The 22,609-nt window shown below is 66.1% G+C and carries 18 protein-coding genes; 10 read left to right on the top strand and 8 right to left on the bottom strand.

Translation table 11 applies throughout. The features are described 5' to 3' along the window. Window positions 1–10 precede the first annotated feature (10 nt). The 6 genes from phoB to A8V01_RS05500 are packed head-to-tail and all read right to left on the bottom strand — an operon-like array spanning window position 11 to window position 5,551. Complete coding sequence (gene phoB / locus A8V01_RS05525; protein ID WP_103094922.1) at window positions 11–700, bottom strand: phosphate regulon transcriptional regulator PhoB; 690 nt, start codon at window positions 698–700, stop codon at window positions 11–13. Further along, window positions 697–1,398 carry a phosphate signaling complex protein PhoU gene (gene phoU / locus A8V01_RS05520; RefSeq protein ID WP_103094921.1) on the bottom strand — a complete coding sequence of 234 codons (702 nt, stop codon included), beginning with the start codon at window positions 1,396–1,398 and terminating at the stop codon, window positions 697–699. The genes phoB and phoU overlap by 4 nt, the downstream gene beginning before the upstream one ends. A gap of 25 nt (window positions 1,399–1,423) precedes the next feature. Beyond that, complete coding sequence (gene pstB / locus A8V01_RS05515) at window positions 1,424–2,200, bottom strand: phosphate ABC transporter ATP-binding protein PstB (RefSeq protein ID WP_103094920.1); 777 nt, start codon at window positions 2,198–2,200, stop codon at window positions 1,424–1,426. Window positions 2,201–2,204: 4 nt separating this feature from the next. Further along, on the bottom strand, window positions 2,205–3,092 hold the full coding sequence (gene pstA, locus A8V01_RS05510; protein WP_103094919.1) for a phosphate ABC transporter permease PstA: 888 nt from the start codon (window positions 3,090–3,092) through the stop codon (window positions 2,205–2,207). Next, window positions 3,085–4,458, bottom strand: a complete 1,374-nt coding sequence (gene pstC / locus A8V01_RS05505) for a phosphate ABC transporter permease subunit PstC (protein ID WP_103094918.1) — start codon at window positions 4,456–4,458, stop codon at window positions 3,085–3,087. The genes pstA and pstC overlap by 8 nt, the downstream gene beginning before the upstream one ends. Before the next feature lie 46 nt (window positions 4,459–4,504). Then, window positions 4,505–5,551 carry a substrate-binding domain-containing protein gene (locus A8V01_RS05500; RefSeq protein ID WP_103094917.1) on the bottom strand — a complete coding sequence of 349 codons (1,047 nt, stop codon included), beginning with the start codon at window positions 5,549–5,551 and terminating at the stop codon, window positions 4,505–4,507. A 467-nt stretch (window positions 5,552–6,018) separates the two neighbouring features. Between A8V01_RS05500 and A8V01_RS05495 the strand changes: the two genes are divergently transcribed. Further along, on the top strand, window positions 6,019–7,473 hold the full coding sequence (locus A8V01_RS05495; protein WP_103094916.1) for an OprO/OprP family phosphate-selective porin: 1,455 nt from the start codon (window positions 6,019–6,021) through the stop codon (window positions 7,471–7,473). Between the two features lie 52 nt (window positions 7,474–7,525). Here the strand turns inward: A8V01_RS05495 and A8V01_RS05490 are convergent, their stop codons facing one another. Continuing rightward, a complete protein-coding gene (locus tag A8V01_RS05490; protein WP_103094915.1) occupies window positions 7,526–8,512 on the bottom strand; it encodes a sensor histidine kinase in 987 nt (328 codons plus the stop codon). Window positions 8,513–8,852: 340 nt separating this feature from the next. On the opposite strand from A8V01_RS05490, the gene zwf reads away from it, so the two are divergent. The 5 genes from zwf to A8V01_RS05465 all read left to right on the top strand — a co-directional run bounded on the left by zwf (window position 8,853) and on the right by A8V01_RS05465 (window position 16,675). Further along, complete coding sequence (gene zwf / locus A8V01_RS05485) at window positions 8,853–10,295, top strand: glucose-6-phosphate dehydrogenase (RefSeq protein WP_103094914.1); 1,443 nt, start codon at window positions 8,853–8,855, stop codon at window positions 10,293–10,295. 137 nt (window positions 10,296–10,432) lie between these two features. Then, window positions 10,433–12,247 carry a phosphogluconate dehydratase gene (gene edd / locus A8V01_RS05480; RefSeq protein ID WP_103094913.1) on the top strand — a complete coding sequence of 605 codons (1,815 nt, stop codon included), beginning with the start codon at window positions 10,433–10,435 and terminating at the stop codon, window positions 12,245–12,247. Continuing rightward, a complete protein-coding gene (gene glk / locus A8V01_RS05475; protein ID WP_103094912.1) occupies window positions 12,244–13,221 on the top strand; it encodes a glucokinase in 978 nt (325 codons plus the stop codon). The genes edd and glk overlap by 4 nt, the downstream gene beginning before the upstream one ends. Continuing rightward, window positions 13,221–13,862, top strand: a complete 642-nt coding sequence (gene eda, locus A8V01_RS05470) for a bifunctional 4-hydroxy-2-oxoglutarate aldolase/2-dehydro-3-deoxy-phosphogluconate aldolase (protein ID WP_103094911.1) — start codon at window positions 13,221–13,223, stop codon at window positions 13,860–13,862. The genes glk and eda overlap by 1 nt, the downstream gene beginning before the upstream one ends. Then, complete coding sequence (locus tag A8V01_RS05465; RefSeq protein ID WP_103094910.1) at window positions 13,862–16,675, top strand: phosphoenolpyruvate carboxylase; 2,814 nt, start codon at window positions 13,862–13,864, stop codon at window positions 16,673–16,675. Before eda ends, A8V01_RS05465 begins: the two co-directional genes overlap by 1 nt. A gap of 54 nt (window positions 16,676–16,729) precedes the next feature. Here the strand turns inward: A8V01_RS05465 and A8V01_RS05460 are convergent, their stop codons facing one another. Then, window positions 16,730–17,779 carry an NAD(P)H-dependent flavin oxidoreductase gene (locus tag A8V01_RS05460; RefSeq protein WP_103094909.1) on the bottom strand — a complete coding sequence of 350 codons (1,050 nt, stop codon included), beginning with the start codon at window positions 17,777–17,779 and terminating at the stop codon, window positions 16,730–16,732. Between the two features lie 160 nt (window positions 17,780–17,939). Here A8V01_RS05460 and A8V01_RS05455 point away from each other — a divergent pair, with 160 nt between their 5' ends. The 4 genes from A8V01_RS05455 to A8V01_RS05440 are packed head-to-tail and all read left to right on the top strand — an operon-like array spanning window position 17,940 to window position 22,604. Continuing rightward, complete coding sequence (locus tag A8V01_RS05455; protein ID WP_103094908.1) at window positions 17,940–18,974, top strand: 2-oxoadipate dioxygenase/decarboxylase family protein; 1,035 nt, start codon at window positions 17,940–17,942, stop codon at window positions 18,972–18,974. Next, window positions 18,971–20,395: a succinylglutamate-semialdehyde dehydrogenase gene (astD, locus tag A8V01_RS05450; RefSeq protein ID WP_103094907.1), complete on the top strand. Its 1,425-nt coding sequence runs from the start codon at window positions 18,971–18,973 to the stop codon at window positions 20,393–20,395. The genes A8V01_RS05455 and astD overlap by 4 nt, the downstream gene beginning before the upstream one ends. After that, window positions 20,392–21,597 carry a hydrolase gene (locus A8V01_RS05445; RefSeq protein ID WP_103094906.1) on the top strand — a complete coding sequence of 402 codons (1,206 nt, stop codon included), beginning with the start codon at window positions 20,392–20,394 and terminating at the stop codon, window positions 21,595–21,597. Before astD ends, A8V01_RS05445 begins: the two co-directional genes overlap by 4 nt. Continuing rightward, entirely contained in the window at window positions 21,594–22,604 is a 1,011-nt protein-coding gene (locus A8V01_RS05440; protein ID WP_103094905.1) for an arginine N-succinyltransferase, read from the top strand. Before A8V01_RS05445 ends, A8V01_RS05440 begins: the two co-directional genes overlap by 4 nt. Window positions 22,605–22,609: the final 5 nt, after the last annotated feature.

The raw sequence follows: 22,609 nt of genomic DNA, 5'->3' as shown, positions 1-22,609 counted from the left end.
TGGATGAACCTCAGGCCACGTCCATCGCATAACCCGCAGCGCGCACGGTTCGGATGGGATCGGTGTCGCCGTCGCGGTTGATCGCCTTGCGCAAACGGCGGATGTGGACGTCCACGGTGCGCTCGTCGATGTCGGAATCCATGCCCCAGACCCCGTCGAGGATCTGCTGGCGCGAAACCACGCGGTTGGGGCGTTCCATGAAGTAGCGCAGCAGGCGGAACTCGGTGGGGCCAAGGTGCAGCGCCTCTCCGCCGCGACGGACGCGGTGGCTGGTGGCGTCCAGTTCGATATCGCCCCACGACAGCACGCTGCCCGCCAGCGACGGGCGCGAGCGGCGCAGCAGCGCCTCGATCCGGGCCATCAGTTCACGCGGGGAGAACGGCTTGGTGACATAGTCATCCGCGCCGGTCTTGAGACCGCGGATCATGTCCTCTTCCTCGCCGCGCGCGGTCAGCATGATGATGGGGACCGACGCGGTCTCCTTGTCCTTGCGCAGCTGGCGGCAGACCTCGATGCCCGGCACCTGCTCGATCATCCAGTCAAGGACGATGGCGTCGGGGGTCTGCTCGCGCACCATGACCAGCGCTTCCTCGCCATCGGGCGTGGAGCGCACGTCGTAACCCTCGGCCGACAGGTTCCAGGTCAGCAGTTCGCTGAGCGCAACGTCGTCCTCGACGACGAGGATCGAGGCCGCGCTCACGACAGCATGCCCGAAGAAGTGTCGTCGGTCAGCGAATCGCGTTCGGTGCAGTATTCGCCAGTCGCCGCGTAATAGACCATCTCGGCCACGTTGGTGGCGTGATCGCCGATACGTTCGAGGTTGCGGGCGATGAACAGCAGCTGGGCGGCGCTGGTGATGGTCGCCGGGTTTTCCATCATGTGGGTCAGCAGCGAACGGAACAGCGTGTTGTAGAACTGGTCCAGCTTCTGGTCGCGCTTGATCACCTCGACAGCCAGCGTCGCATCGCGCGAACCGTAGGCGTTGAGCACGTCGCGCACCATCGATTCGGCGATCTCGGCCATCGTCGGCACCAGCGTCACCGGATCGATCTTCATGCGCCCTTCCAGCGCATTCACGCGCTTGGCGATGTTCTTGGCATAATCACCGATGCGCTCGATCACGCCCGAGATCTTGAGCGCGGCGATGACGTCGCGAAGATCGTCCGCCATCGGCGCGCGCAGGGCGATGGTGCGCACGGCAAGGCGGTCCACTTCGGCCTCCAGCGCATCGAGGCGGGCGTCCGCGGCGACGACCTGTGCGGCCAGTTCCTCGTCATGATGGACGAGCGCGGTGATGGCGTCGCGGATGGCGACTTCGGCGAGGCCGCCCATTTCGGCGACGAGGCCGCGAAGCTGCCCGATTTCGCTGTCGAAGGCCTTGACGGTATGATCGACCATGACGTTTTCCCTGTCAGTTCACCGATCAGCCGTAGCGGCCGGTGATGTAGTCCTTGGTGCGCGTTTCGCGCGGATTGGTGAAGATCTGGTCGGTTTCGCCATATTCCACCATGCTGCCCAAGTGGAAGAAGGCGGTCCGCTGCGACACGCGGGCCGCCTGCTGCATCGAGTGGGTGACGATGACGATGGCGAAGCTTTCCTTCAGTTCGTCGATCAGTTCCTCGATGCGCGCGGTGGCTATCGGGTCGAGCGCGGAGCACGGCTCGTCCATCAGGATGACCTCCGGGCTGACGGCAATGGCGCGCGCGATGCACAGGCGCTGCTGCTGGCCGCCCGAAAGCGCGGTGCCTGCGTCGTTGAGGCGATCCTTCACCTCTTCCCACAGGCCCGCCTTGGTCAGCGCGTTCTCGACGATCCGGTCCATGTCCGACTTCGCGCTGGCAAGGCCATGGATGCGCGGGCCATAGGCGATGTTCTCGTAGATCGACTTGGGGAACGGGTTGGGCTTCTGGAACACCATGCCGACGCGGGCGCGCAGCGCGACCGAGTCCATGCTGGGTGCGTAGATGTCCTCACCGTCGAGCAGGATCTGACCGTCGACGCGGGCGCCGGCGATCGTATCGTTCATGCGGTTGAGTGTACGCAGGAACGTCGACTTGCCGCAGCCCGACGGGCCGATGAAGGCAGTGACGATGCCGTTGTCGATGTCGATGGATACGTCGTTGATCGCCTTCTTCTGTCCGTAGAAGACGTCGACGTTGCGAGCCGCGATTTTGGCGGATGTGATGTTTGCTTCGGTCATGTCCCTACCAGCGGACTTCGAATTTGTTGCGAAGGTAAATCGCGATGCCGTTCATGGCGAGCAGGAAGACCAGCAGCACGATGATGGCGGCGGAAGTGTTCTGGACGAAAGCCTTGTCGATTTCGTCAGACCACAGGAAGATCTGCATCGGCAGCACGCTCGACGGGGCGGTCAGGCTGTCGGGCGGGGTGACGACGAAGGCGCGCATGCCGATCATCAGCAGCGGCGCGGTTTCACCCAGCGCGCGGGCCATGCCGATGATGGTGCCGGTCAGGATGCCCGGCAGCGCAAGCGGCAGGACGTGATGGAACGTCGTCTGCACCTTGCTGGCGCCGATGCCGTAGGCGGCCTCGCGGATGGAGGGCGGCACCGCCTTGATCGCGTTGCGGCCGGAGATGACGATGACCGGCATCGTCATCAGCGCCAGCGTCAGGCCACCGACCAGCGGCGAGGAGCGCGGCATCTGGAAAGTGTTGATGAACACCGCCAGGCCCAGCAGGCCGAAAATGATCGACGGCACGGCGGCCAGGTTGTTGATCGAAACCTCGACCCACTCGATCCACTTCTTCTTCGGCGCGAACTCTTCCAGATAGATCGCGGCAAGCACGCCCATCGGGAAGCTGAGCAGCAGCGTCACCAGCATGGTCAGCAGCGAACCCTTGGCCGCGCCCCATACGCCTGCGGTGCTGGCATCGGTAGAGTCCGAACCCGAAAGGAAGTCCCAGTCGAGACCGCCCAGTCCGTTCTTGAGCATGATCACCAGCAGCAGCGCCAGGAACCCAAGGCTCAGCACGATCGCGGCAAGGCCGATGAACTTGAACCGCTTTTCCGCGGCGTGGCGCTTCGCAAGGCGGCGGACCGCCTCGGGCGAATTCCAGTCTGACTTACTCATAGGCTTCGCGGAACCGCTTCACGACGCGCAGGGCGACGATGTTGAGGATGAGGGTGACGATGAAGAGCACCAAACCCAGCGCGAAGGCCGACAGCGTCTTGGGGCTGTTGAACTCCTGGTCGCCGGTCAGCATCTGCACGATCTGATAAGTCACGGTCGTCATCGAGGCGAAGGGGTTCGCCGAAAGGTTGGCGGCGGCGCCTGCGGCCATGACGACGATCATCGTCTCGCCGATGGCGCGGCTGATCGCCAGCATCACGCCCGCGACGATGCCCGGCAGTGCTGCGGGAAGCAGCACCTTCTTGATCGTTTCCGACCGGGTGGCGCCCAGCGCCAGCGAACCGTCGCTCATCGCGCGGGGCACGGCAGCCAGCGCATCGTCGGCCATGGAGGAGACGAACGGGATGATCATCACGCCCATCACGAGGCCGGCGGCCAGCGCGCTTTCGGTCGAAGGATTGACCATGCCGATCGATGCGGCGAAATCGCGGATGAAAGGCGCAACCGTCAGCGCGGCAAAGTAGCCGTAGACCACGGTGGGGATGCCCGCCAGGATCTCCAGCATCGGCTTCACCCACTTGCGCACATCGCGCGTGGCGTACTGCGTCAGGTAGATCGCGCTCATCAGGCCCAGCGGGATCGCCACGATCATGGCGATGATCGCGCCGATGTAGATCGTGCCCCAGAACAGCGGCACTGCGCCGAAGTTGTTGTCGATGTTGTCGCCCATGGTGCTTGCGGGCGACCAGTGGGTGCCGGTGAGGAAGGCGATCGGCGACACGTCCTTGAAGAACATGCCCGCTTCGAACACCAGCGAGGCGACAATCCCGAAAGTCGTCAGGATCGCCAGCAGCGATGCCGCCAGCAGGACACCAAGGACCAGCCGCTCCACATAAGTACGCGCGCGGAAGTCCGGGCGGATGCGGGTGAAGCCGAAGGCGCCGCCCGCGAAGGCGACGATCAGCACGATCACCGCCCCCATCAGCCCGAACTTGACCTGTGCCTGCCGGAACGGCTCGACCAGACGCTGCGCTTCAGGGTTGAAGGCGACGGCGCTGGGGTCGGCAGCGATCGTATGTGCTTCGGCGACGATTGCGCCCAGCTGGAAGGGGTCGGTCGGCAGGCCCTGCGCTGCGGGGCTGGCGAAGACGGTGCCTTCGACAAGGCCCGGCATCACCGCCTGCCACACCAGCCATGCGACCAGCGCCGGGACGACGATCCACAGCGCCAGGTGCCAGCCGTGGTAGCCGGGCATCGAGTGCATCGAGCCCCGGCCCTTGTACAGCAGCCGGGCCCGTCCGCGCGCGGCGAACCAGCCGACCAGGCCGAGGCCGAAGACGGCCAGAAGAACTCCGGTAAGTATCATGACTGGCCGCCAACCCCTTTGTGTTCAGGCCATTTTCCGCAGGTGCTTACTTCAGCTCGGCAGGATCGAGCGGGGTCATGTTCGCGACGATTTCGGCGCTCTTCTTGCGCACGTCCTCAGGCGCGATGACCATGCCCTTCTTCTGCAGAAGGCCGTCCGTGCCCCATGCCTTGACCCATTCCGCGACGTAGCCCTGCAGGCTCTTGATCGGGCCAAGGTGCTGCTTCTTCACGTAGATGTAGAGCGGGCGCGCGCCGGGGTACGAATAGTCCGAGATGGTCGCGTAAGTGGGGGTCACGCCCGACATCGGGATGCCCTTCAGGCTCTCGGGGTTTTCTTCGAGGAACGAGTAACCGAAGATGCCGATGGCCTTGGCGTTCTGCGAGATCTTCTGGACGATGAGGTTGTCGTTCTCACCGGCATCGACGTAGGGGCCATCTTCACGGATATCGTGGCAGATCGCCTCGTACTTGTTCTTGTCGCTGTCCTTGAGCGCAGCGGTTGCCGCGTCGGTCTTGCAGCCGGCTTCGAGGATCAGTTCCTTGAGCGCATCGCGCGTGCCCGAAGTCGACGGCGGGCCGTAAACGAGGATCGGTTCGGCCGGGAGCGACGGGTTGACGTCCTTCCAGGTCTTGGCGGTGTTCGGCTTGCCATAAGGGTTCGCCGCAAGCGCCTTGTAGATGTCGTTCGGCGTCAGCTGGAAGCCGGGGCCGCTCTTCGATTCGGCGAAGGCGATGCCGTCGATGCCGACCTGGATCTCGACGATCTCCTTGACGCCGTTCTTCTGGCATTCCTCATACTCGGACTTCTTGATCCGGCGCGAGGCGTCCTCGATGTCAGGGTGCTGCGCGCCGACGCCGGCGCAGAACAGCTTCATGCCCGCGCCCGTGCCCGTGGCTTCGATGACGGGCGACTTCACGCCCGCCGCCTTGGCGTAGCCTTCGGCAACCGCAGTGGCGAAGGGGTACACGGTGGAAGAGCCCACCGCGCGCACGAAATCGCGCGATCCAGCGGCCGAGCCACCCGAACCACCGCAGGCGCTGAGAGCGACCACCGAAGCCGCGGCGAAAATGAAAGTCTTGGTCGAACGCATTGGTAAACCCCCTTGGGCTTCTATCTTGGGACGCCCCTATTGGGCTTCGATGACACTTCCATGACGAAAACATGACATCGTCGGGTGTCCCCGTAAAATTGTCCGGGAAAGAGACGCCGCCGGCACCCTCATCCCGCCATGAACAAGCGGGTTCGCCCCGCCCTTCAGATACATGCGTTTGGCGTGCGGTCTACGATTCGCCGGATCGGATGGCAAGCGCATCCACGGCCGCATTGCGCGGCTGCCCGTAGCTTACGGCGTAAACCTCATGAAATTGGCCAACCATCATGTTGCCGTCATGATTCTGTAACGTTTCCGTACCGCAACTTACCGTATAAAGCGCAATTGCCGCCGCATCAGACGCCGGACCGGGTGAGGATGTCCCAGAAGTGTCATTTTACCGTCATTTTGAGGTCATACTGGCCACCCGCAAGACGCTCCATTCCTTGCGAGAGACGCCGATACCAATGCGTACATGTGTTGCCCGGACCGCCACAGCCGTATTCCTGACCACGACTGCCCTGACCACGATGGCCGCGCCTGCCTTCGCGCAGTCGGCAAGCGGGCAACCGCTCAGCGGGCAGGAAGCCGATGCCCTGCGCGCCGAAGTCCGCGAACTTCGTTCACGACTGGAAGCTCTGGAAAGCCGCCTTGGGGCAAGTACCCCAGCGCCGCTGGCGGCAGCCGCTGCGCCCGGCACGCCTGCCTCCCCCGCCCCGGCAGCCGTGGCCGCTGCCGCTGCCGCAGACACGGCGAAGAAGCCCGCAGACGAGACTGCCATCGCCTGGAAAGGCAGCCCGCAGTTCACGCAGGGCGGCAAGGCGTTCAAGGTCAAGGGCCGCATTCAGGCAGATGCCAGCTTCGTTTCCGCACCGAAGGGGCTGGAGGACCGGGGCCTTGGCTTCACCAGCGAGATGCGCCGCCTGCGCCTTGGCGGCGAGGGTTCGCTGGCGAAGAACCTTTCGTACAAGCTGGAGTTCGAACTTTCCGACAACGCCGTCGATCTGGTCGACACGTTCATCACGTACAAGAACGGACCGTGGCAGGTGCAGCTGGGTAACCAGAACGCCTTCTGGTCGCTCGACGAACTGACCGGCGATACGTCCGGCAGCGTGATGGAGCGCGCCGCCTTCACCGACGCCTTCAATTTCGAGCGCCGCCTTGGCCTTGGCGCGCAATACACCAGAGGTCCACTGATGGCGCAGCTGGGCGTGTTCACCGACGATCCAAGCTCGCTCGCCAATTCGAGCGACGGGGTGAACGGCGGGGACGAGAACAACAGCTATTCCATCGACGGCCGGCTGGTTTTCGCGCCCAGACTGGGCGACGTCCAGCTGCACCTTGCAGGCTCCGCGCACTGGCGACGCCTTGGCCGCCTTGCCGATTCGAGCACGCGCTATCGCCAGCGCCCTTACGCCCACGGCACCAACACCCGGCTGATCGGCACGCCTGCGATGACCGTCGAGGACGAGACGATGTACGGCGCGGAAGTGGCCGCGATTTCCGGCCGCTGGTGGGGCGTGGCGGAATACTACCACCTTGCCGCCGACCGCGTGGGCCTGTCGACCGTGGGCTTCCAGGGCGCTTACGGCGAAGTCGGCTATTTCCTGACCGGCGGCGATTCGCGCGGATACAAGGGCGGCATCTTCACCACCAATGCCCCCGCGCATCCGCTTGACAAGGATGGCCCCGGATCGATCCAGGTAGCCCTGCGGTACGACTGGCTGGACCTCAACGACCGCGACATTCGCGGCGGCACCCAGAACGGCTACATCGCCGCGCTGGTGTGGTCCCCGATCCAGTACCTGCGCTTCAACGTTAACTATGCGCTCATGCACTACACCGGCGCCACGGCGCTGCCTTCGGGCGATACCAGCTACAATGCCAACGTGGTGGGAACGCGCTTCGAACTGGACTTCTGACAAGCTGGACTTCTGACAACGGGGCGAGTGCCGGGGCGCGTCCTCTTCCGCCTCACTCGCCCTTCAGCGGCAGCATCAGCGAGGCGGTGGTCCCCACCCCCTGGCGGCTTTCGATGTCGAAACGGCCGCGGTGGCGTTCGACGATGTGCTTCACGATCGAGAGGCCAAGGCCCGTACCGCCTGCCGCGCGGCTGCGGCTGGTATCGGCGCGATAGAACCGCTCGGTCACGCGCGGCAGATGTTCGGGCGCGATGCCCTCGCCCTCGTCGCGCACGGTGACGAGCACCCAGCCGGTGCTGGCCGCCTCCACCGAGACTTCCACCGGCCCTTCCGGCCTTGCGTACTTGCGTGCATTGTCGATCAGGTTGCGCAGCACCTGCGAAAGCTGGCCGCGATCCCCGGCAATGGCCGCCTCGGGCTGGTTCGCGCGGACATGGACCTCCATGGTCCCCTTGAATTCGCCCGCAACTTCATGCGCCAGCGCCACCACGTCCACCGTATCGGCCGGTGCCTCGTGCTTCACGGCCTCGATCCGCGACAGCGACATGAGATCGGAGATCAGCGCCTGCATCCGCTGCGCTTCGTGGCGGATGGTGCCCAGGAAGCGGTTGCGCAGCGCCTCGTCCCCGCCCGCCTTGGGGTTCAGCAGCGTCTCGCAATAGCCGATGACGTTGGCCAGCGGCGTGCGCAGTTCGTGGCTGGCATTGGCGACGAAATCGGCGTGCGACTTGGCCACGCTGACCCGCTCCGAAAGATCGTAGAGGCTGACCAGCCGTTCGTGAAGGCCCACCACCTTGCAGTCGACTTCCCAGACCGAACCGCCGGTCGACAGTCCCTTGACCCGCGCGGAGCCGCCTTCGTCGCTGAGGATCGCGGCGACGGCGCGCGGTTCGCGGATGGCGATGCGCACGTCCTGACCCACGATATGCGCGCCAAGCAGGGCCTTGGCCGCGCTGTTGGCAAAGCGCACCTGCCCCCGCACGACCATCATCGCGGGGGTCTGAAGGTGTTCCAGAAGGTGGACGCCCTCGATGCTCATGCCTGTTCTGCTCCTGCCGTCACGGTCGATACGCGCACGGGCGGCGCACCGGGACTCAAATTCCGCGCGTGACATGGTTCCAAGACACTATTGTTGCAACATTCGTATTCACAGGGGGCGGAAATGACATTTCCATGTCCGTTCGCCCTGCGGCAAGTTTGGAAAACGTGCTTGCGTGCCCTCAGCGCCCTAGCGCTTGGCGGCAGGCTTTGTTATGGCGCACCCGCATGGCCCTGCGCCTACAAGTGGACACCCACCTTCGCGGCCGGAACCATGCGACCTTGAGAACAATCATCAACGGTCGCGAGGAGGAGCGCGGTCGTCCGGTGGAAAGGGTACCGTGACGCAATTCACTTCCGATCGCCTGCTCCTCTTCGGCGCCACGGGCGATCTTTCACGCAGGATGCTCCTCCCTTCGCTTTGCGCGCTCGACGCGGAAGGCCTGCTGGGCTCCGATATCGAAATCATCTGCACCGCCCGGTCGGACATGGACGATCAGGGGTTCCGCAACTTCGCGCGCGAATCGCTGGAACAGTTCCTGCCGGCCGGTCGGCGCGGCGGAATGGCGCAGTTCCTCAACCGGCTGACCTATCAGCCGCTCGACGCGAACGAGATCGACCATTTCCACGCGCTGGCGGAAAAGGTGGGCACGCCCAGGCAGGGCCTGTCGATCTTCCTGTCCACCGCGCCAAGCCTGTTCGAACCGACCATTCACGGCCTGGTGAAGAGCGGCCTTGCCGGTGACAACGTGCGCATCGGCCTGGAAAAGCCGCTCGGCATCGACCTCGCTTCCAGCAAGATCATCAACGATGCCGTCGCCGCCGCCTTCCCCGAAGACCGCATTTTCCGGATCGATCACTATCTGGGCAAGGAAACGGTCCAGAACCTGCTGGCGCTGCGCTTTGCCAACCTGATGTTCGAGCCCCTGTGGAACGCCGCGCATATCGACCACGTGCAGATCACCGTGGCCGAAACGGTGGGCCTCGAATCGCGCGTCGCCTATTATGACGACAGCGGCGCCCTTCGCGACATGGTGCAAAACCACATGCTCCAGCTGCTCGCGCTTGTCGCGATGGAGCCGCCGGTTTCGTACAACGCCACCTCGATCCGCAACGAAAAGGTCAAGGTGCTCCATTCCCTGCGCAAGGTGAAGCCGCAGGAAACCGTCACCGGCCAGTACCGCGCAGGTGCGATCGGCGGCAAGGCCGTGCCCGGTTATGATGAAGAGCTTGGCAAGGATTCGAACACCGAAACCTTCGTCGCCATCAAGGGCTACATCGACAACTGGCGCTGGCAGGGCGTGCCCTTCTACATGCGCACCGGCAAGCGCCTGCCCAAGCGCACGACCGAGATCGTCGTGCAGTTCCGCGACGTGCCGCACTCGATCTTCCACGGTCGCGGTGCGAAGACTGTGCCCAACCGCCTCGTCATCGGCATCCAGCCGGAAGAAAACATCACCCTTTCGCTCATGGCCAAGGTGCCGGGGCTGGATCGCAATGGCTATGGCCTGCGCTCGGTGCCGCTTGCCATCCTGACGCCCGATGCCTTCGCCGACCACCAGCGCCGCATCGCCTACGAACGCCTGCTGCTCGACCTGATCGAAGGCGACCAGACCCTGTTCGTCCGCCGCGACGAAGTAGAGGCCCAATGGGAATGGATCGACGCGATCCGCGCCGGTTGGGAGGAACAGGAACAGGAGCCCAAGACTTACACCGCTGGAAGCTGGGGGCCGTCCGCCGCGATCGCCCTTGCCGAACGCGATGGAGTCACCTGGCACGAGTAATGGGGCACGAGCAATCGTGCCTTCTGATTGCATGGGTAGCCCCGTGCGGGCTGATATATAGCGATTGACACCGGTTACCTTCCCGCCCAAATGCGGGGCGGGAAGAGCCGGATGTCGCGAAAGACCAGGAGTAGACCATGACCAACCTCCACCCGGTGGTCGCGCGCGTCACCGACCGTATCATCGAACGGTCGAAGGACAGCCGCGCGCGCTATCTCGACATGATCGCGCGCGAAACGGACAAGCATTCCGACCGCAGTTTCCTGTCGTGTTCCAACCTCGCGCACGGCTTTGCCGCCTCGGGAGAGGACAAGGCGACGATCGCGGGCAACAAGGCGGTCAACCTCGGCATCGTCACCGCCTACAACGACATGCTTTCGGCGCATCAGCCCTATGGCCGCTACCCCGAACAGATGAAGCTGTTCGCCCGCGAAGTCGGCGCCACCGCGCAAGTCGCAGGCGGCGTGCCCGCCATGTGCGACGGCGTGACGCAGGGCTTCGACGGCATGGAGCTATCGCTGTTCAGCCGCGACGTGATCGCGCTGTCCACCGGCGTTGCCCTGTCCCACGCGATGTTCGACGGCATGGCGCTGCTGGGCATCTGCGACAAGATCGTCCCCGGCCTTGTCATCGGCGCACTGCGCTTCGGCCACCTGCCCGCGATCTTCGTGCCCTCCGGCCCGATGCCCACCGGCATCTCCAACAAGGAGAAGCAGAAGGTCCGCCAGCTCTATGCCGAAGGCAAGGTCGGGCGCGAGGAACTGCTGGCCAGCGAAAGCGCCAGCTATCACTCGCCGGGCACCTGCACGTTCTACGGCACCGCCAACTCCAACCAGATGATGATGGAGATGATGGGCCTGCACATGCCGAACGCGGCATTCGTGCCCCCCAATACCCCGCTGCGCACTGCGCTGACCCGCTCTGCCACGCACCGCCTTGCCGCGATCACCCGCAAGGGCGAAGACTATCGCCCGATGGCGAAAGTTGTGGACGAGAAGGCGATCGTCAACGCCATCGCCGGCCTGCTCGCCACCGGCGGTTCGACCAATCACGCGATCCACCTGCCCGCCATGGCGCGCGCGGGCGGCATCCTGATCGACTGGCAGGATTTCGACGAGCTTTCCGCGGTTGTCCCGCTCATCACCCGCGCCTATCCCAACGGTTCGGGCGACGTGAACCACTTCCACGCGGCGGGCGGCATGGCCTGGGTGATCCGCGAACTGCTCGACGGCGGCCTCGCCCATGGCGATATCCTGACCGTGGCCGAAGGCGGCATGAACGCCTACGTGGACGAGCCGGTGATGGTCGATGGCGAACTCGGCTGGACCCCGGCCCCGGCGGTCAGCGGCGACGATACGATGCTGCGCCCCGTCTCCAACCCGTTCCTGCCCGATGGCGGGATGCGCCTGGTTGACGGCAACCTCGGTCGTGGCACCTTCAAGACCAGCGCGGTCGATGCCGAACGCTGGACGATCGAGGCGCCCTGCCGCGTGTTCGACGACCAGGAAGGCGTGGCCAAGGCGTTCAAGGCGGGTGAACTGGACAAGGACGTCATCGTCGTCGTCCGCTTCCAGGGCCCGCGCGCGAACGGGATGCCCGAACTGCACAAGCTGACCCCGCCGCTGGGCGTGCTGCAGGATCGTGGGCACAAGGTCGCGCTGGTGACGGACGGCCGCATGTCGGGCGCTTCGGGCAAGGTGCCCGCCGCCATCCACGTGACCCCCGAAGCCTTCGCGGGCGGCCCGCTGGCCTATTTGCGCGACGGCGACATCGTGCGTCTTTCGGCAGAGGACGGCACGATCTCCACCACCGCCGACCTGTCGGGCCGCGAACCCGCGCCGACCCCGCCGCCCGCCTTCGGCACTGGCCGCGAACTCTTCGCGATGTTCCGCATCAACGCGTCGAGCGCCGAACATGGCGGCTCGTCGATGCTGGAGGTCGCGGGCCTATGAGTACGCAGATCGTAGCCGTCGATATCGGCGGCACGCACGCACGCTTCGCGCTGGCCACCATCGGTGATGACGGCAGGATTGCGCTTGGCGAACCGGCGACGCTGCACACCAAGGACCATGGCAGCTTCCAGTTGGCATGGGAGGCATTCCGCGCCATGAACGGCGGCACCCTGCCCGATGCGGTCGCCATGTCGGTGGCAGGCCCGGTCGGCAACGAGGTGATCAAGTTCACCAACAACCCCTGGATCCTGCGCCCCGCGAAGATCCAGGAGATGCTGGGCCCCACGCGCCAGACCATCATCAACGACTTCGCCGCCGTAGCCCATGCGGTCGCCTGCGCGGACGAGGCCGACTTCCTGCACCTGACCGGCCCGGACGAGACCCTGCCCGCTTCGGGCACGCTCAGCATCCTTGGCCCCGGCACCGGGCTGGGCGTGGCGCACCTCTACCGGGACGGAAAGGGTTCCTACCACGTTCAGGCGACCGAGGGCGGCCATACCGACTACGCCCCGCTCGACCTGATCGAAGACGCCATCCTTGCCCGCCTGCGCAAGCGCCACAACCGGGTGTCGGTGGAGCGCATCGTCTCCGGCCCCGGCATCATCGATATCTACGCGACGCTTGCCGCGATGGAACACAAGGCGATCCACGAACTGACCGATGTGCAGATCTGGACCGCTGCCGCCGAAGGTTCGGACAGTCTTGCCGTCGCCGCCGTCGACCGCTTCTGCCTCGCGCTGGGCGCAGCGGCGGGTGATTGCGCGCTGGCGCAGGGCGCAAGCGGCGTCGTCATCGCCGGTGGCCTTGGCTACCGCATTCGCGAAACCATCAAGACCTCGGGCTTTGCCGAGCGTTTCCGCGCCAAGGGCCGCTTCGCCGGCCTGATGGCCACCCTGCCCGTCAAGCTCATAACACACCCGCAGCCCGGCCTGTTCGGCGCGGCGGCCGCATTCGCAAGGGAGCACGTCCAATAATGACTACCATGTCCGAAGCCCCCCTTTCCGCCGCAGTCGAGAAGGTTATGCGCCTCGCCCCGGTGATCCCGGTGCTGGTCATCGAGGATATCGAGCACGCCCTGCCGATCGCCGAAGCGCTTGTCGCCGGTGGCCTGCCCGCGCTGGAAGTGACGCTGCGCACCGAATGCGCGATCGATGCGATCAAGATCATGAAGCAGGTTCCCGGCGCCGTTGTCGGCGCGGGCACCGTGCTGACCCCGGACGACCTCAAGCGTTCGATCGATGCGGGCGCGGAATTCATCGTCTCGCCCGGCCTGACGCCGAACCTCGCCGAAGCCGCCTACAAGTCGAAGATCCCCTTCCTGCCCGGCACCGCCAATGCCAGCGACGTGATGTTCGCGCTGGAATGCGGGTTCGACCGTCTGAAGTTCTTCCCGGCCATGGCTGCCGGTGGCCCGCCCGCGCTGAAGGCGATCTCCGCCCCGCTGATGGCCGCGAAGTTCTGCCCGACCGGCGGCGTCACCCCGCAGAACGCGCCGGAATGGCTGGCACTGGACGCGGTGATCTGCGTCGGCGGCAGCTGGATGGTCCCCAAGGGCAAGCCGGATGTAGCGAAAATCGAAGCCGAAGCGCGCCTCGCTGCGGGACTGGCACGCTGATGGGCGGCGGGTCGGGAGAGCCCGTCGCTCTGGGCACGGTCGATGCGCTCGACGCGCGGCTGAAGGAACTGCACAAGCTCACGGCGGTGACGCCGCTGTTCAACCCCGTGTTCCAGCTTGGCCTGGAACTGTCGCGGGCGCTGGAAAACGGCGGCATGTCCCTCGACGATATCGAGGCACTTGTCGCCGAGATGGAGTGCGAAGGGTTGCGCGCCCGTGCCTCCCGGCTCGATCGCATTCTGGGCACGCTGCCGATTGCGGACAACGACAAGGCGCTGGACGCGCTTGCCGGCAAGACCGCCGATGACGATGACTTCACCGCCTTTGCGGTCCGTTGGCAGCGCCCGGCGGCGCACGTCGTCTTCACCGCCCACCCGACCTTCCTGCTGAGCGCCGCGCAGACAGAGGCCGTTGCGACTTCCGCCTCCAGCGGCGACTTCAGCCAGGCATCGGTCTGCGTCGCCTCGCCCGAGCGGGACACGATCACCCTCGATTCCGAGCATGAGGCCGCGATGGCGGCGATGGCGCGCGGCCAGAAGGCGCGCGATCGTATCAATGCCCGCCTGTTCGACCTTGCCGCCGCCCGCTGGCCCAAGCGCTGGAAGGGCCTGAACCCGATGCCGGTGCGCTTCGCCCACTGGGTCGGCTACGACATGGACGGGCGCACGGATATCTCGTGGTCCACCTCGATCCGCTACCGCCTTGAGGAAAAGGCAGAGCGCCTTGCCGGCTATGCCGCCGCGCTGGAAACGGTCGCGCCCGAAATCGCGGCCGAGCTTGCCCGCGCGCAGGCCCACACCGCCGAGGCCGTAAGCGCGTTCCGGCAGGATCTGACCGACCCCGATGCCTTGTCGGCGGCCGCGAACGGCCTGACCGCCGAGCACCCGGACAAGATCGTCAGCCTCGAACGCATCATCACCCGGCTTGAGGAAGAAGCCCGCCACGCCGATCAGGAACAGGCCCGCACCCTGCTTGTCACCGCCGCCGCCATGCGCGCGGACGGCCTCGGCATGGGCGGCATCCATTTCCGCGTGAACGCATCGCAGCTGCAAAACGCGATCCGCCGCCGCATCGACCCGGACGGCAAGCTCAGCCTTGCCAGCCAGGCCGCGCTGGTGCGCATGCGCGAACTGCTGGCCGAAGTGAAGCCGCTGAAGTCCAACTTCGCGGCGCTGGCGATCGAGAACAGCACCGCCGTGCGCCAATTCCTGGCGATGGCGCAGATCCTTGGCCATATCGACGCCGACGCGCCGATCCGCATGCTGGTGGCCGAATGCGAAGAGCCGACCACCGTGCTTGCCGCGCTCTATTTCGCGCGCATGTTCGGGATCGAGGACAAGGTCGATGTCTCGCCCCTGTTCGAAACGGAAACCGCGCTGGAGCACGGCGGCCGCTTCCTGGACGCCGTCCTGGCGGAGCCTGCCTATCGTGATTACGCCCGCAAGCGCGGCCGCGTCTCGATCCAGACCGGGTTCTCCGACGCGGGCCGCTTCGTCGGACAGGTGCCCGCCGCCCTTGCCATCGAGCGTCTGCAGGGCCGCCTGTCAGAAGCCATGGCCGCCAACGGACTGTCGGACGTCTGCGCGCTGATCTTCAACACCGGCGGTGAATCGATGGGGCGCGGTTGCCATCCGTCCAGCATCGACGACCGCTTCGACTGGCAGATGTCCCCCTGGGCGCGCCGCCGGTTCCTGCGCGCGGGGATCAGGCTTGAACCCGAAGTCAGCTTCCAGGGCGGCGACGGCTATCTCTGGTTCGGCTCCGACGAGCTGGCGCTGGCGACACTGACCCGCATGGCCGAACGCCCCCTGTGGGATGCCGACATCAACGCGCCGACGGACCTGTTCTACCGCCGCACCGACCTTTCCCTCGACTTCTATCGCGCGATCCGTTCGGTCCAGCACCAGCATCTCGAAAGCTCGACCTACAGCCGCGCTATCACCGCGTTCGGGCTGGGCCTGCTCAACGACACCGGCAGCCGCAAGTCGCGCCGCCAGTCGGACCTTGCCTCCGACCGTTCGATGAACCTGCGCCAGATCCGCGCGATCCCGCACAACGCGATCCTGCAGCAACTGGGATACCCGGTGAACGTGATCGCAGGGATCGGCACTGCAGCGGACGGCAACCGCGAGGAAATCGGCGGACTTCTGCGCGAATCCGCGCGCGGTCGTCAGATCGTGCGGCTTGCCCGCGCCGCCAATGCGCTGGCCTCGATCAAGACGGTGTCGGCTTATGGCGAACTGTTCAACTCCGCCTACTGGGCCAGCCGCCCCTATCGCGGCGGTGAGGAGAACATCTCGGATGCCTGCCTCAAGCTGGCGGAGTATCTGACCAAGGACGATCGCGCAGGCGTCTATCGCCGCCTCGCCTCGCGCCTGCGCGTCGATGCGCTCAAGCTGCACCGCCTGCTCGATCTGGTGCCGGACGAAGCGCCGCTGGCCGACCGGGAACACACGCGCCGTTCGCTGGGCGTGCTCCACGCGCTGCGCATCGCGCTGTTCCAGCACATGTTCCTGCGCTCGGTCATGACCCCGCAGTTCAGCCGGGCGAACGACATCAGCCGCGACGACGTGCTGGAGATGTTCTTCACCCTGCGCGTGGAAGACGGTCTGGCCCAGTTGCGCCGTGCCTTCCCGGTGCATTTCCCCTCGATCAGCGACTTCGCGGTAGACGCCCCCAGCGACTACCCGGATTCAAGCGCCACGGGCTATGCGCAGATCCACAAGGACTTCATCGACCCGATCGCGCGGTCCTATGGGCTGTCCCTGAGGATCACCACCGCGCTGGCCAACGAGTTCGGCGCACACGGGTGATGCACGAATTGGATTGCGGTCCCGGACATGGTGGTCCGGGGCCGCAATTCCGGTTCAGGCGCGCGCGGCGGCCAGTTCCTGCTCCAGCACCGCCACAAGTTCGGCGGCGGGCATCGCCCTTGCCAGCGGCGCGCCCTGCCCCGCCCATTGCGCGCCATAGCCGTGTTCTCCCTTCGCCTTGGCCGCCGCGTTAAGCGCTTTTCCGGCGTGATAGGCGATCGGATAGTCGGGCACCGCAAGATCCGATTCCAGCGCCGTGAAACGGTTCGCCAGCGCCCGCGCCGGGCGTCCCGACACGCGTGAGGTCAACGTGGTGTGCCATGCCCCCGGCCCTGCCAGCGCCGCACGATAGGCATCGTCCGCCGCCGATTCCGGGCAGCCGACGAAGGCCGTGCCCAGCTGCGCCGCGACCGCGCCAAGGTCCAGCGCGGCGGCGATCCCGGCGCCGTCCATGATACCCCCCGCCGCGATCACCGGCAGTGCCACCTCGCGCGCCAGCAGCCGGGTCAGTACCATCGTGCCCAGTTGCGGATCGGGCGCGGCGGGATCGAACATGCCGCGATGCCCGCCGGCCTCGATACCTTGCGCCACCACGGCGTCGATCCCCGCCGCCTCCACCGCGCGCGCCTCTTCCAGATTGGTCGCGGTGGCCAGCAAGAGCACGCCGCGTTCGCGCAGCGCCGCAATCGCGTCGGCTCCCGGCAGGCCGAAATGGAAACTGACGACCGGCGGCGCCTCTTCCAGCAGCATCGCCAGCATCGCGGCGTCATCAAGGAAGCTGGTGTAGGGCGATTGCAGGGCCTGCGGCGGCTCTGCCCCGAACTCTACGAACAGGGAACGCAGCCAGTCGGTCCAGCCCGCCTCCCGCACCGGATCGGCCGTCGGGGTGGGATGGACGAAGAGGTTGACGTTGAACGGTCGCGCCGTCAGCGCGCGCAGTTGCGCGATCATCGCACGCGCACCCGCAGCGTCGGTAGCCCCGACCGCGATGGAACCAAGCCCTCCGGCCTCGCATACCTGCGCGGCCAGCAGCGGCGTGCTGGTTCCCGCCATCGGTGCCTGGATCAGCGGCAGGCGAAGGCCCAGCCTTTCGATCAATGTCATACCTGCTCCTTCGAGGCCGTCAGCGCCTCGATTGTGTTTTGCGTCAGTACCCTACACCGCAGAACGCCTCAAGGAAGCCCGCGCCCAGACGCGGCATGGACTTCCTTGAGGCGGTTTCCTATGTTGCCGCTTCACGCAATAAACGAACAACGGGGGATTGATGGCTTCTGCCGCGCATGACGCCTCGCCTGACCTTGCAACGCTGCACGCCCTGCTGGTGCCGATCATCGGCGCGGACAAGGGGCAGTGGGCGCTCGACACCTTGGAAATCGACCCGAAGCTGGCCGGCACGGGCGATCGCGCCAGCCGCGCGCAAGTGTCGATGGCGCTGAACGCTGCGCTGTTCGTCGACCTGCTGGACCGCGTGCCCACTGCCGCGCGCTACGTCCAGCGGATGCGCGCCTCTGGCGAGCCGATCGTGTTCGACCATGGCGCCTTGCGCACCATCGACGGGGAAACCGGCGCATTGCCTTCGGGCCATGAAGGTTTCGGCCGGTTCCTGGCCCCGCTCGGCTACGAAGTGCGCGGGCTTTACCCGCTGCCCGCGCTGACCATGACCGGGCGCGCCTATGTGCAGGTGGACCTGCCCGCCAGCGTGCCGCAGTTCTTCGTGTCAGAGCTGCACGTGTCCCAGCTGCCGGAACCCGCGCAGGCCGCGGCCGCCGCCATTTTCCGGAGTTCGAGCGATCCGATCGGCCCGGTCGAGCAGGCCGCGCTGGATGCGCTTGCGAAGAGCGGCGAATGCAGCATCGCGGACGGCGTCACCATCCTTCGCGGCGCTCTTGCCGCATTCACCCGGCGCCACCCTGCACCTGCCCTTGCGGATTATGAGGCCCTGCTGGAACACAGCAAGGAAGGCGCCTGGATCGCCACCGAAGGCAATGCCTTCAACCACGCGACCACCCGCGTGCCCGATGTAGAAGCCCACGCACAGGATTTGAAAACAGAGGGTTACCCCCTGAAGCCCGCTGTAGAGATATCCCGCAACGGCCGCGTGCGGCAGACCGCGATCCTGGCCGACAAGGTCGTCCGCCCGTTCCGCCTGCCTGACGGCACCGAATTGACGCGCGACGTGCCGGGGTCGTTCTACGAGTTCATTTCGCGCGATATCGATCCCGAAACCGGCCTCATCGACCTGACGTTCGACAGCGGCAACGCGACCGGCATCTTCGCCGTGACGAGAGAACAGACATGACCACGCTGCAATCCTTCAATCCCGCCGACGGCACGCTTGTCTGGGAAGGGCAAGTCGCTGATACCCATGACGTTTCCGCCGCGCTGATGCGGGCGCGCAAGGCGTTTGCCGGCTGGGCCGCACAAGGCACGCAGCAACGCGTAGAGGCGGTGCAGCGCTACAAGCAGGCGCTTGAGGCCCGCAAGGACGCGCTGGCAGAAACCATCGCGCGCGAAACCGGCAAGCCGCTGTGGGAAACCCGCAGCGAAGTCGCCTCGATGATCGGCAAGGTCGACATCTCGATCCGGGCACAGGCCGAGCGCGCGGGCGAAAAGCGCACCGACATGCCGTTCGGGCAGGCGGTGCTGCGCCACCGCCCGCATGGCGTCATGGCGGTGCTGGGGCCGTTCAACTTTCCCGGCCACCTGCCCAACGGCCACATCATCCCCGCCCTGCTTGCGGGCAACACGGTCGTCTTCAAGCCGTCCGAGATGACGCCTGCCACCGGTGCGCTGATGGCCGAGTGCTGGGCCGAGGCGCTGGCGGATCATCCGCACGTCTTCCAGTGCATACAGGGGGCGCGCGAAACCGGCGAAGCGCTGGTTGCCGGGCGGGTCGACGGCCTGCTGTTCACCGGCTCTGCAGGAGCGGGCGCACATTTCCGCCGCGTCTTTGCAGACCGGCCCGACGTGATCCTGGCGCTGGAGCTGGGTGGCAACAATCCGCTGGTCGCATGGGATGCGGACGATATCCAGGAAGCCGCCTCTGTCGTCGTGCAATCGGCCTTCATCACCACCGGCCAGCGCTGTTCCTGCGCGCGGCGCCTGATCGTGCCGGACAACGCCTTCGGCTCCGCGCTGGTCGATGCCGTGGCCGCGCTGGCAGACCGCATCGTCATCGGCGCCTGGGACGAGACGCCCGAGCCGTGGTTCGGTCCGCTGATCTCCGATGCCGCCGCTGCCGCCGCAAAGGCCCGCTTCGACGGACTTGTTACAAGCGGCGCAAGGGTAATCCGGCCCTTCACCGGGATCGAGGGCCGCTCCGCCGCCTTCGTCACCCCCGGCATTCTCGACGTGACCGGCGTGTTCGTGCCGGACGAGGAAATCTTCGCCCCCGTCCTGCAAGTCAGCCGCGTGCCGGACTTCGACGCAGCGATCGAAGCTGCGAACAACACCCGCTTCGGCCTTTCCGCCGGGCTGATCAGCGCTGACGATGTCCTGTGGCAGCGCTTCCTTGTCGAGTGCCGGGCTGGCGTGGTCAACCGCAATCGGCCGACCACCGGCGCGGCGGGATCGATGCCCTTCGGTGGGCTTGGCGAAAGCGGCAACCACCGGCCCAGCGCCTACTACGCCGCGGATTACTGCGCCTACCCGATCGCCAGCTTCGAAGCCGCCGACGCGGGCGGCAACGCAGGCGCGCTGAACGGCAAGATCAGACCATGAGCGCGCTGACGGGCGAGGAACTGGACCTGCTCGACCCCGTAGAGCGCGCGCCGATCCTTGACCGCACGCTGGACTGGGCCGCGATCAACAGCGGCACCGGCAACCTCGATGGGCTTGCCGCGATGGCCGACCGGCTGGCCCACGCCTTTGCCGCGCTGCCGGGCGAAGTGCGCCTCGTCGATCCCGCGCCGGTCGAGAAAGTGGACGGCAAGGGCCAGCTGCGCGAAGTCGGCCACGGCCGCCACCTTGTCCTCTCCGTCCGGCCCGAGGCCGAGCACCGGGTCATTCTGACCGGGCACATGGACACCGTCTACCCGCACGATCATCCCTTCCAGACCTGCACCTGGCTGGACGCGGACACCGTGAACGGTCCCGGCACCGCCGACATGAAGGGCGGCCTTGCGCTGATGCTTGCGGGCCTCTCAGCCTTTGAACGGGGCATGCCGATGCTGGGTTACGACGTGCTGATCAACAGCGACGAGGAAACGGGTTCGCTGTCCTCCGCCGCGCTGATCGCACAACTGGCGCAAGGCAAGCTGGCGGCGCTGACTTATGAACCCGGCCTGCCCGATGGATCGATGGCCCGCGCGCGGCCCGGTTCGGGCAATTACGCCGCCGTGGTTACCGGCCGCTCCGCCCATGCCGGACGCAACCCGCAGGATGGGCGCAATGCCCTGCTTGCCGCCAGCGACCTTGCGCTGCGCCTTGCCGCGGGTATCCGTGACGGATTGACGATCAACCCCGCCCGGATCGAGGGCGGCGCCCCCAACAACACCGTGCCCGACCTTGCGATCCTGCACTTCAACTTGCGCCCCCGCTCGCCCGAACTGGCGCAGATCGCCCGCGTGCTGGTCGATGAAGCAGTGGCGCAGGTCAGCGCCGCGCATGACGTGCATATCCACCTTCACGGCCATGTATCGCGCCCGCCCAAGCCGATCACCCCACGGACCGAGGCGTTGTTCGGCCTCGTCAGCAAGGCCGCTGCCGATCTGGGCCAGCCTATGCGCTGGCAGGACACCGGCGGGGTGTGCGACGGCAACAACATCGCTGCTTGCGGCGTTCCCGTGCTGGACACGATGGGCGCGCTGGGGGGCTCTATCCATTCACCGCAGGAGTTCATGATCGCCAGTTCGCTAGACGCCCGCGCCCGCCTTACGGCGCTTGTGATGCATCGCCTCGACCGGGGAGGATTGCACCTGTGACGTTCCTGTTGCGCACCGCCCGCGAAGGCGATCTTGAGGCACTCTACCGCATGGCCAAGGGCACCGGCGGCGGCTTCACCAACCTGCCGCCCGACAAGCCGACCCTGAAGGGCAAGCTGGAGCGCGCGGCGAAGTGCTTCGCGAGGGACGACGGGCAGATCGCCAACGACCTGTTCGCCTTCATCCTCGAAGACACCGAAACCGGCAAAGTGCGCGGCACCTGCCAGGCGTTCTCGCAAGTCGGCACCGAACTGCCGTTCTATTCCTATCGCATCGGCCGCATCACCCAGCATTCCAAGGAACTGGACCGCACCTTCCGTGCAGAGATGCTGACGCTTTCCACTGATCTGGACGGCGCCAGCGAAGTGGGCGGGCTCTACCTTGATGCTACCGAGCGATCGGCGGGCGTGGGCAAGCTGCTGGCACGCAGCCGCTACCTGTTCGTGGCCATGCACCGCGAACGCTTTGGCGAAACCATGCTGGCCGAATTGCGCGGCGCCATCGACGATGCAGGCAATTCGCCGTTCTGGGACGGCCTTGCCGGGCGCTTCTTCGACATGAGTTTCCGCGACGCCGACGAATTCAACGCTACGCACGGCAACCAGTTCATCGCCGACCTGATGCCCAAGCACCCGATCTACACCGCCCTGCTGTCCGAAGCGGCGCGGCAGGTGATGGGCCAGCCGCACTATTCCGGCCGCCCGGCGATGCGGATGCTGGAAAGCGAAGGTTTTGCCTTCCAGAACTACATCGATATCTTCGACGGCGGCCCGACGATGATCGCGAAAACCGACCAGATCCGCACCGTGAAGCAGGCCCGGACGGTGCAAATATCGGCGCTGGCGCCCCCTGCGCAGGGCGAGCAGACTCACCTTGTCGCCACCGGCAGGCTGGCCGATTTCCGCGCCTGCCTTGGCAGCGTGGATCAGCACGGCACGCTGGACGAAGCGGCGGCCGCGCTGCTGGGCGTCGGCGTGGGGGATACCGTTACGGTCGCTCCGGCGTGACCGGG

The organism is Novosphingobium guangzhouense, assembly GCF_002896965.1.
Classification (GTDB): Bacteria; Pseudomonadota; Alphaproteobacteria; order Sphingomonadales; family Sphingomonadaceae; genus Novosphingobium; species Novosphingobium guangzhouense.
The sequence above is the reverse complement of the archived record's forward strand: the minus strand, read 5'-3'. Positions and strand labels throughout refer to the sequence as shown.

Bases quoted from the DNA above. Each gene is read 5' to 3' on its own strand.
- A8V01_RS05460 (WP_103094909.1), bottom strand. From the start codon at position 17,779: ATGACATTGATCGAAAGGCTGGGCCTTCGCCTGCCGCTGATCCAGGCA.
- pstC (WP_103094918.1), bottom strand. From the start codon at position 4,458: ATGATACTTACCGGAGTTCTTCTGGCCGTCTTCGGCCTCGGCCTGGTC.
- pstB (WP_103094920.1), bottom strand. From the start codon at position 2,200: ATGACCGAAGCAAACATCACATCCGCCAAAATCGCGGCTCGCAACGTC.
- A8V01_RS05490 (WP_103094915.1), bottom strand. From the start codon at position 8,512: ATGAGCATCGAGGGCGTCCACCTTCTGGAACACCTTCAGACCCCCGCG.
- A8V01_RS05445 (WP_103094906.1), top strand. From the start codon at position 20,392: ATGAGCGCGCTGACGGGCGAGGAACTGGACCTGCTCGACCCCGTAGAG.
- A8V01_RS05455 (WP_103094908.1), top strand. From the start codon at position 17,940: ATGGCTTCTGCCGCGCATGACGCCTCGCCTGACCTTGCAACGCTGCAC.
- astD (WP_103094907.1), top strand. From the start codon at position 18,971: ATGACCACGCTGCAATCCTTCAATCCCGCCGACGGCACGCTTGTCTGG.
- pstA (WP_103094919.1), bottom strand. From the start codon at position 3,092: ATGAGTAAGTCAGACTGGAATTCGCCCGAGGCGGTCCGCCGCCTTGCG.
- A8V01_RS05500 (WP_103094917.1), bottom strand. From the start codon at position 5,551: ATGCGTTCGACCAAGACTTTCATTTTCGCCGCGGCTTCGGTGGTCGCT.
- phoU (WP_103094921.1), bottom strand. From the start codon at position 1,398: ATGGTCGATCATACCGTCAAGGCCTTCGACAGCGAAATCGGGCAGCTT.
- edd (WP_103094913.1), top strand. From the start codon at position 10,433: ATGACCAACCTCCACCCGGTGGTCGCGCGCGTCACCGACCGTATCATC.
- eda (WP_103094911.1), top strand. From the start codon at position 13,221: ATGACTACCATGTCCGAAGCCCCCCTTTCCGCCGCAGTCGAGAAGGTT.
- glk (WP_103094912.1), top strand. From the start codon at position 12,244: ATGAGTACGCAGATCGTAGCCGTCGATATCGGCGGCACGCACGCACGC.
- A8V01_RS05465 (WP_103094910.1), top strand. From the start codon at position 13,862: ATGGGCGGCGGGTCGGGAGAGCCCGTCGCTCTGGGCACGGTCGATGCG.
- A8V01_RS05495 (WP_103094916.1), top strand. From the start codon at position 6,019: ATGCGTACATGTGTTGCCCGGACCGCCACAGCCGTATTCCTGACCACG.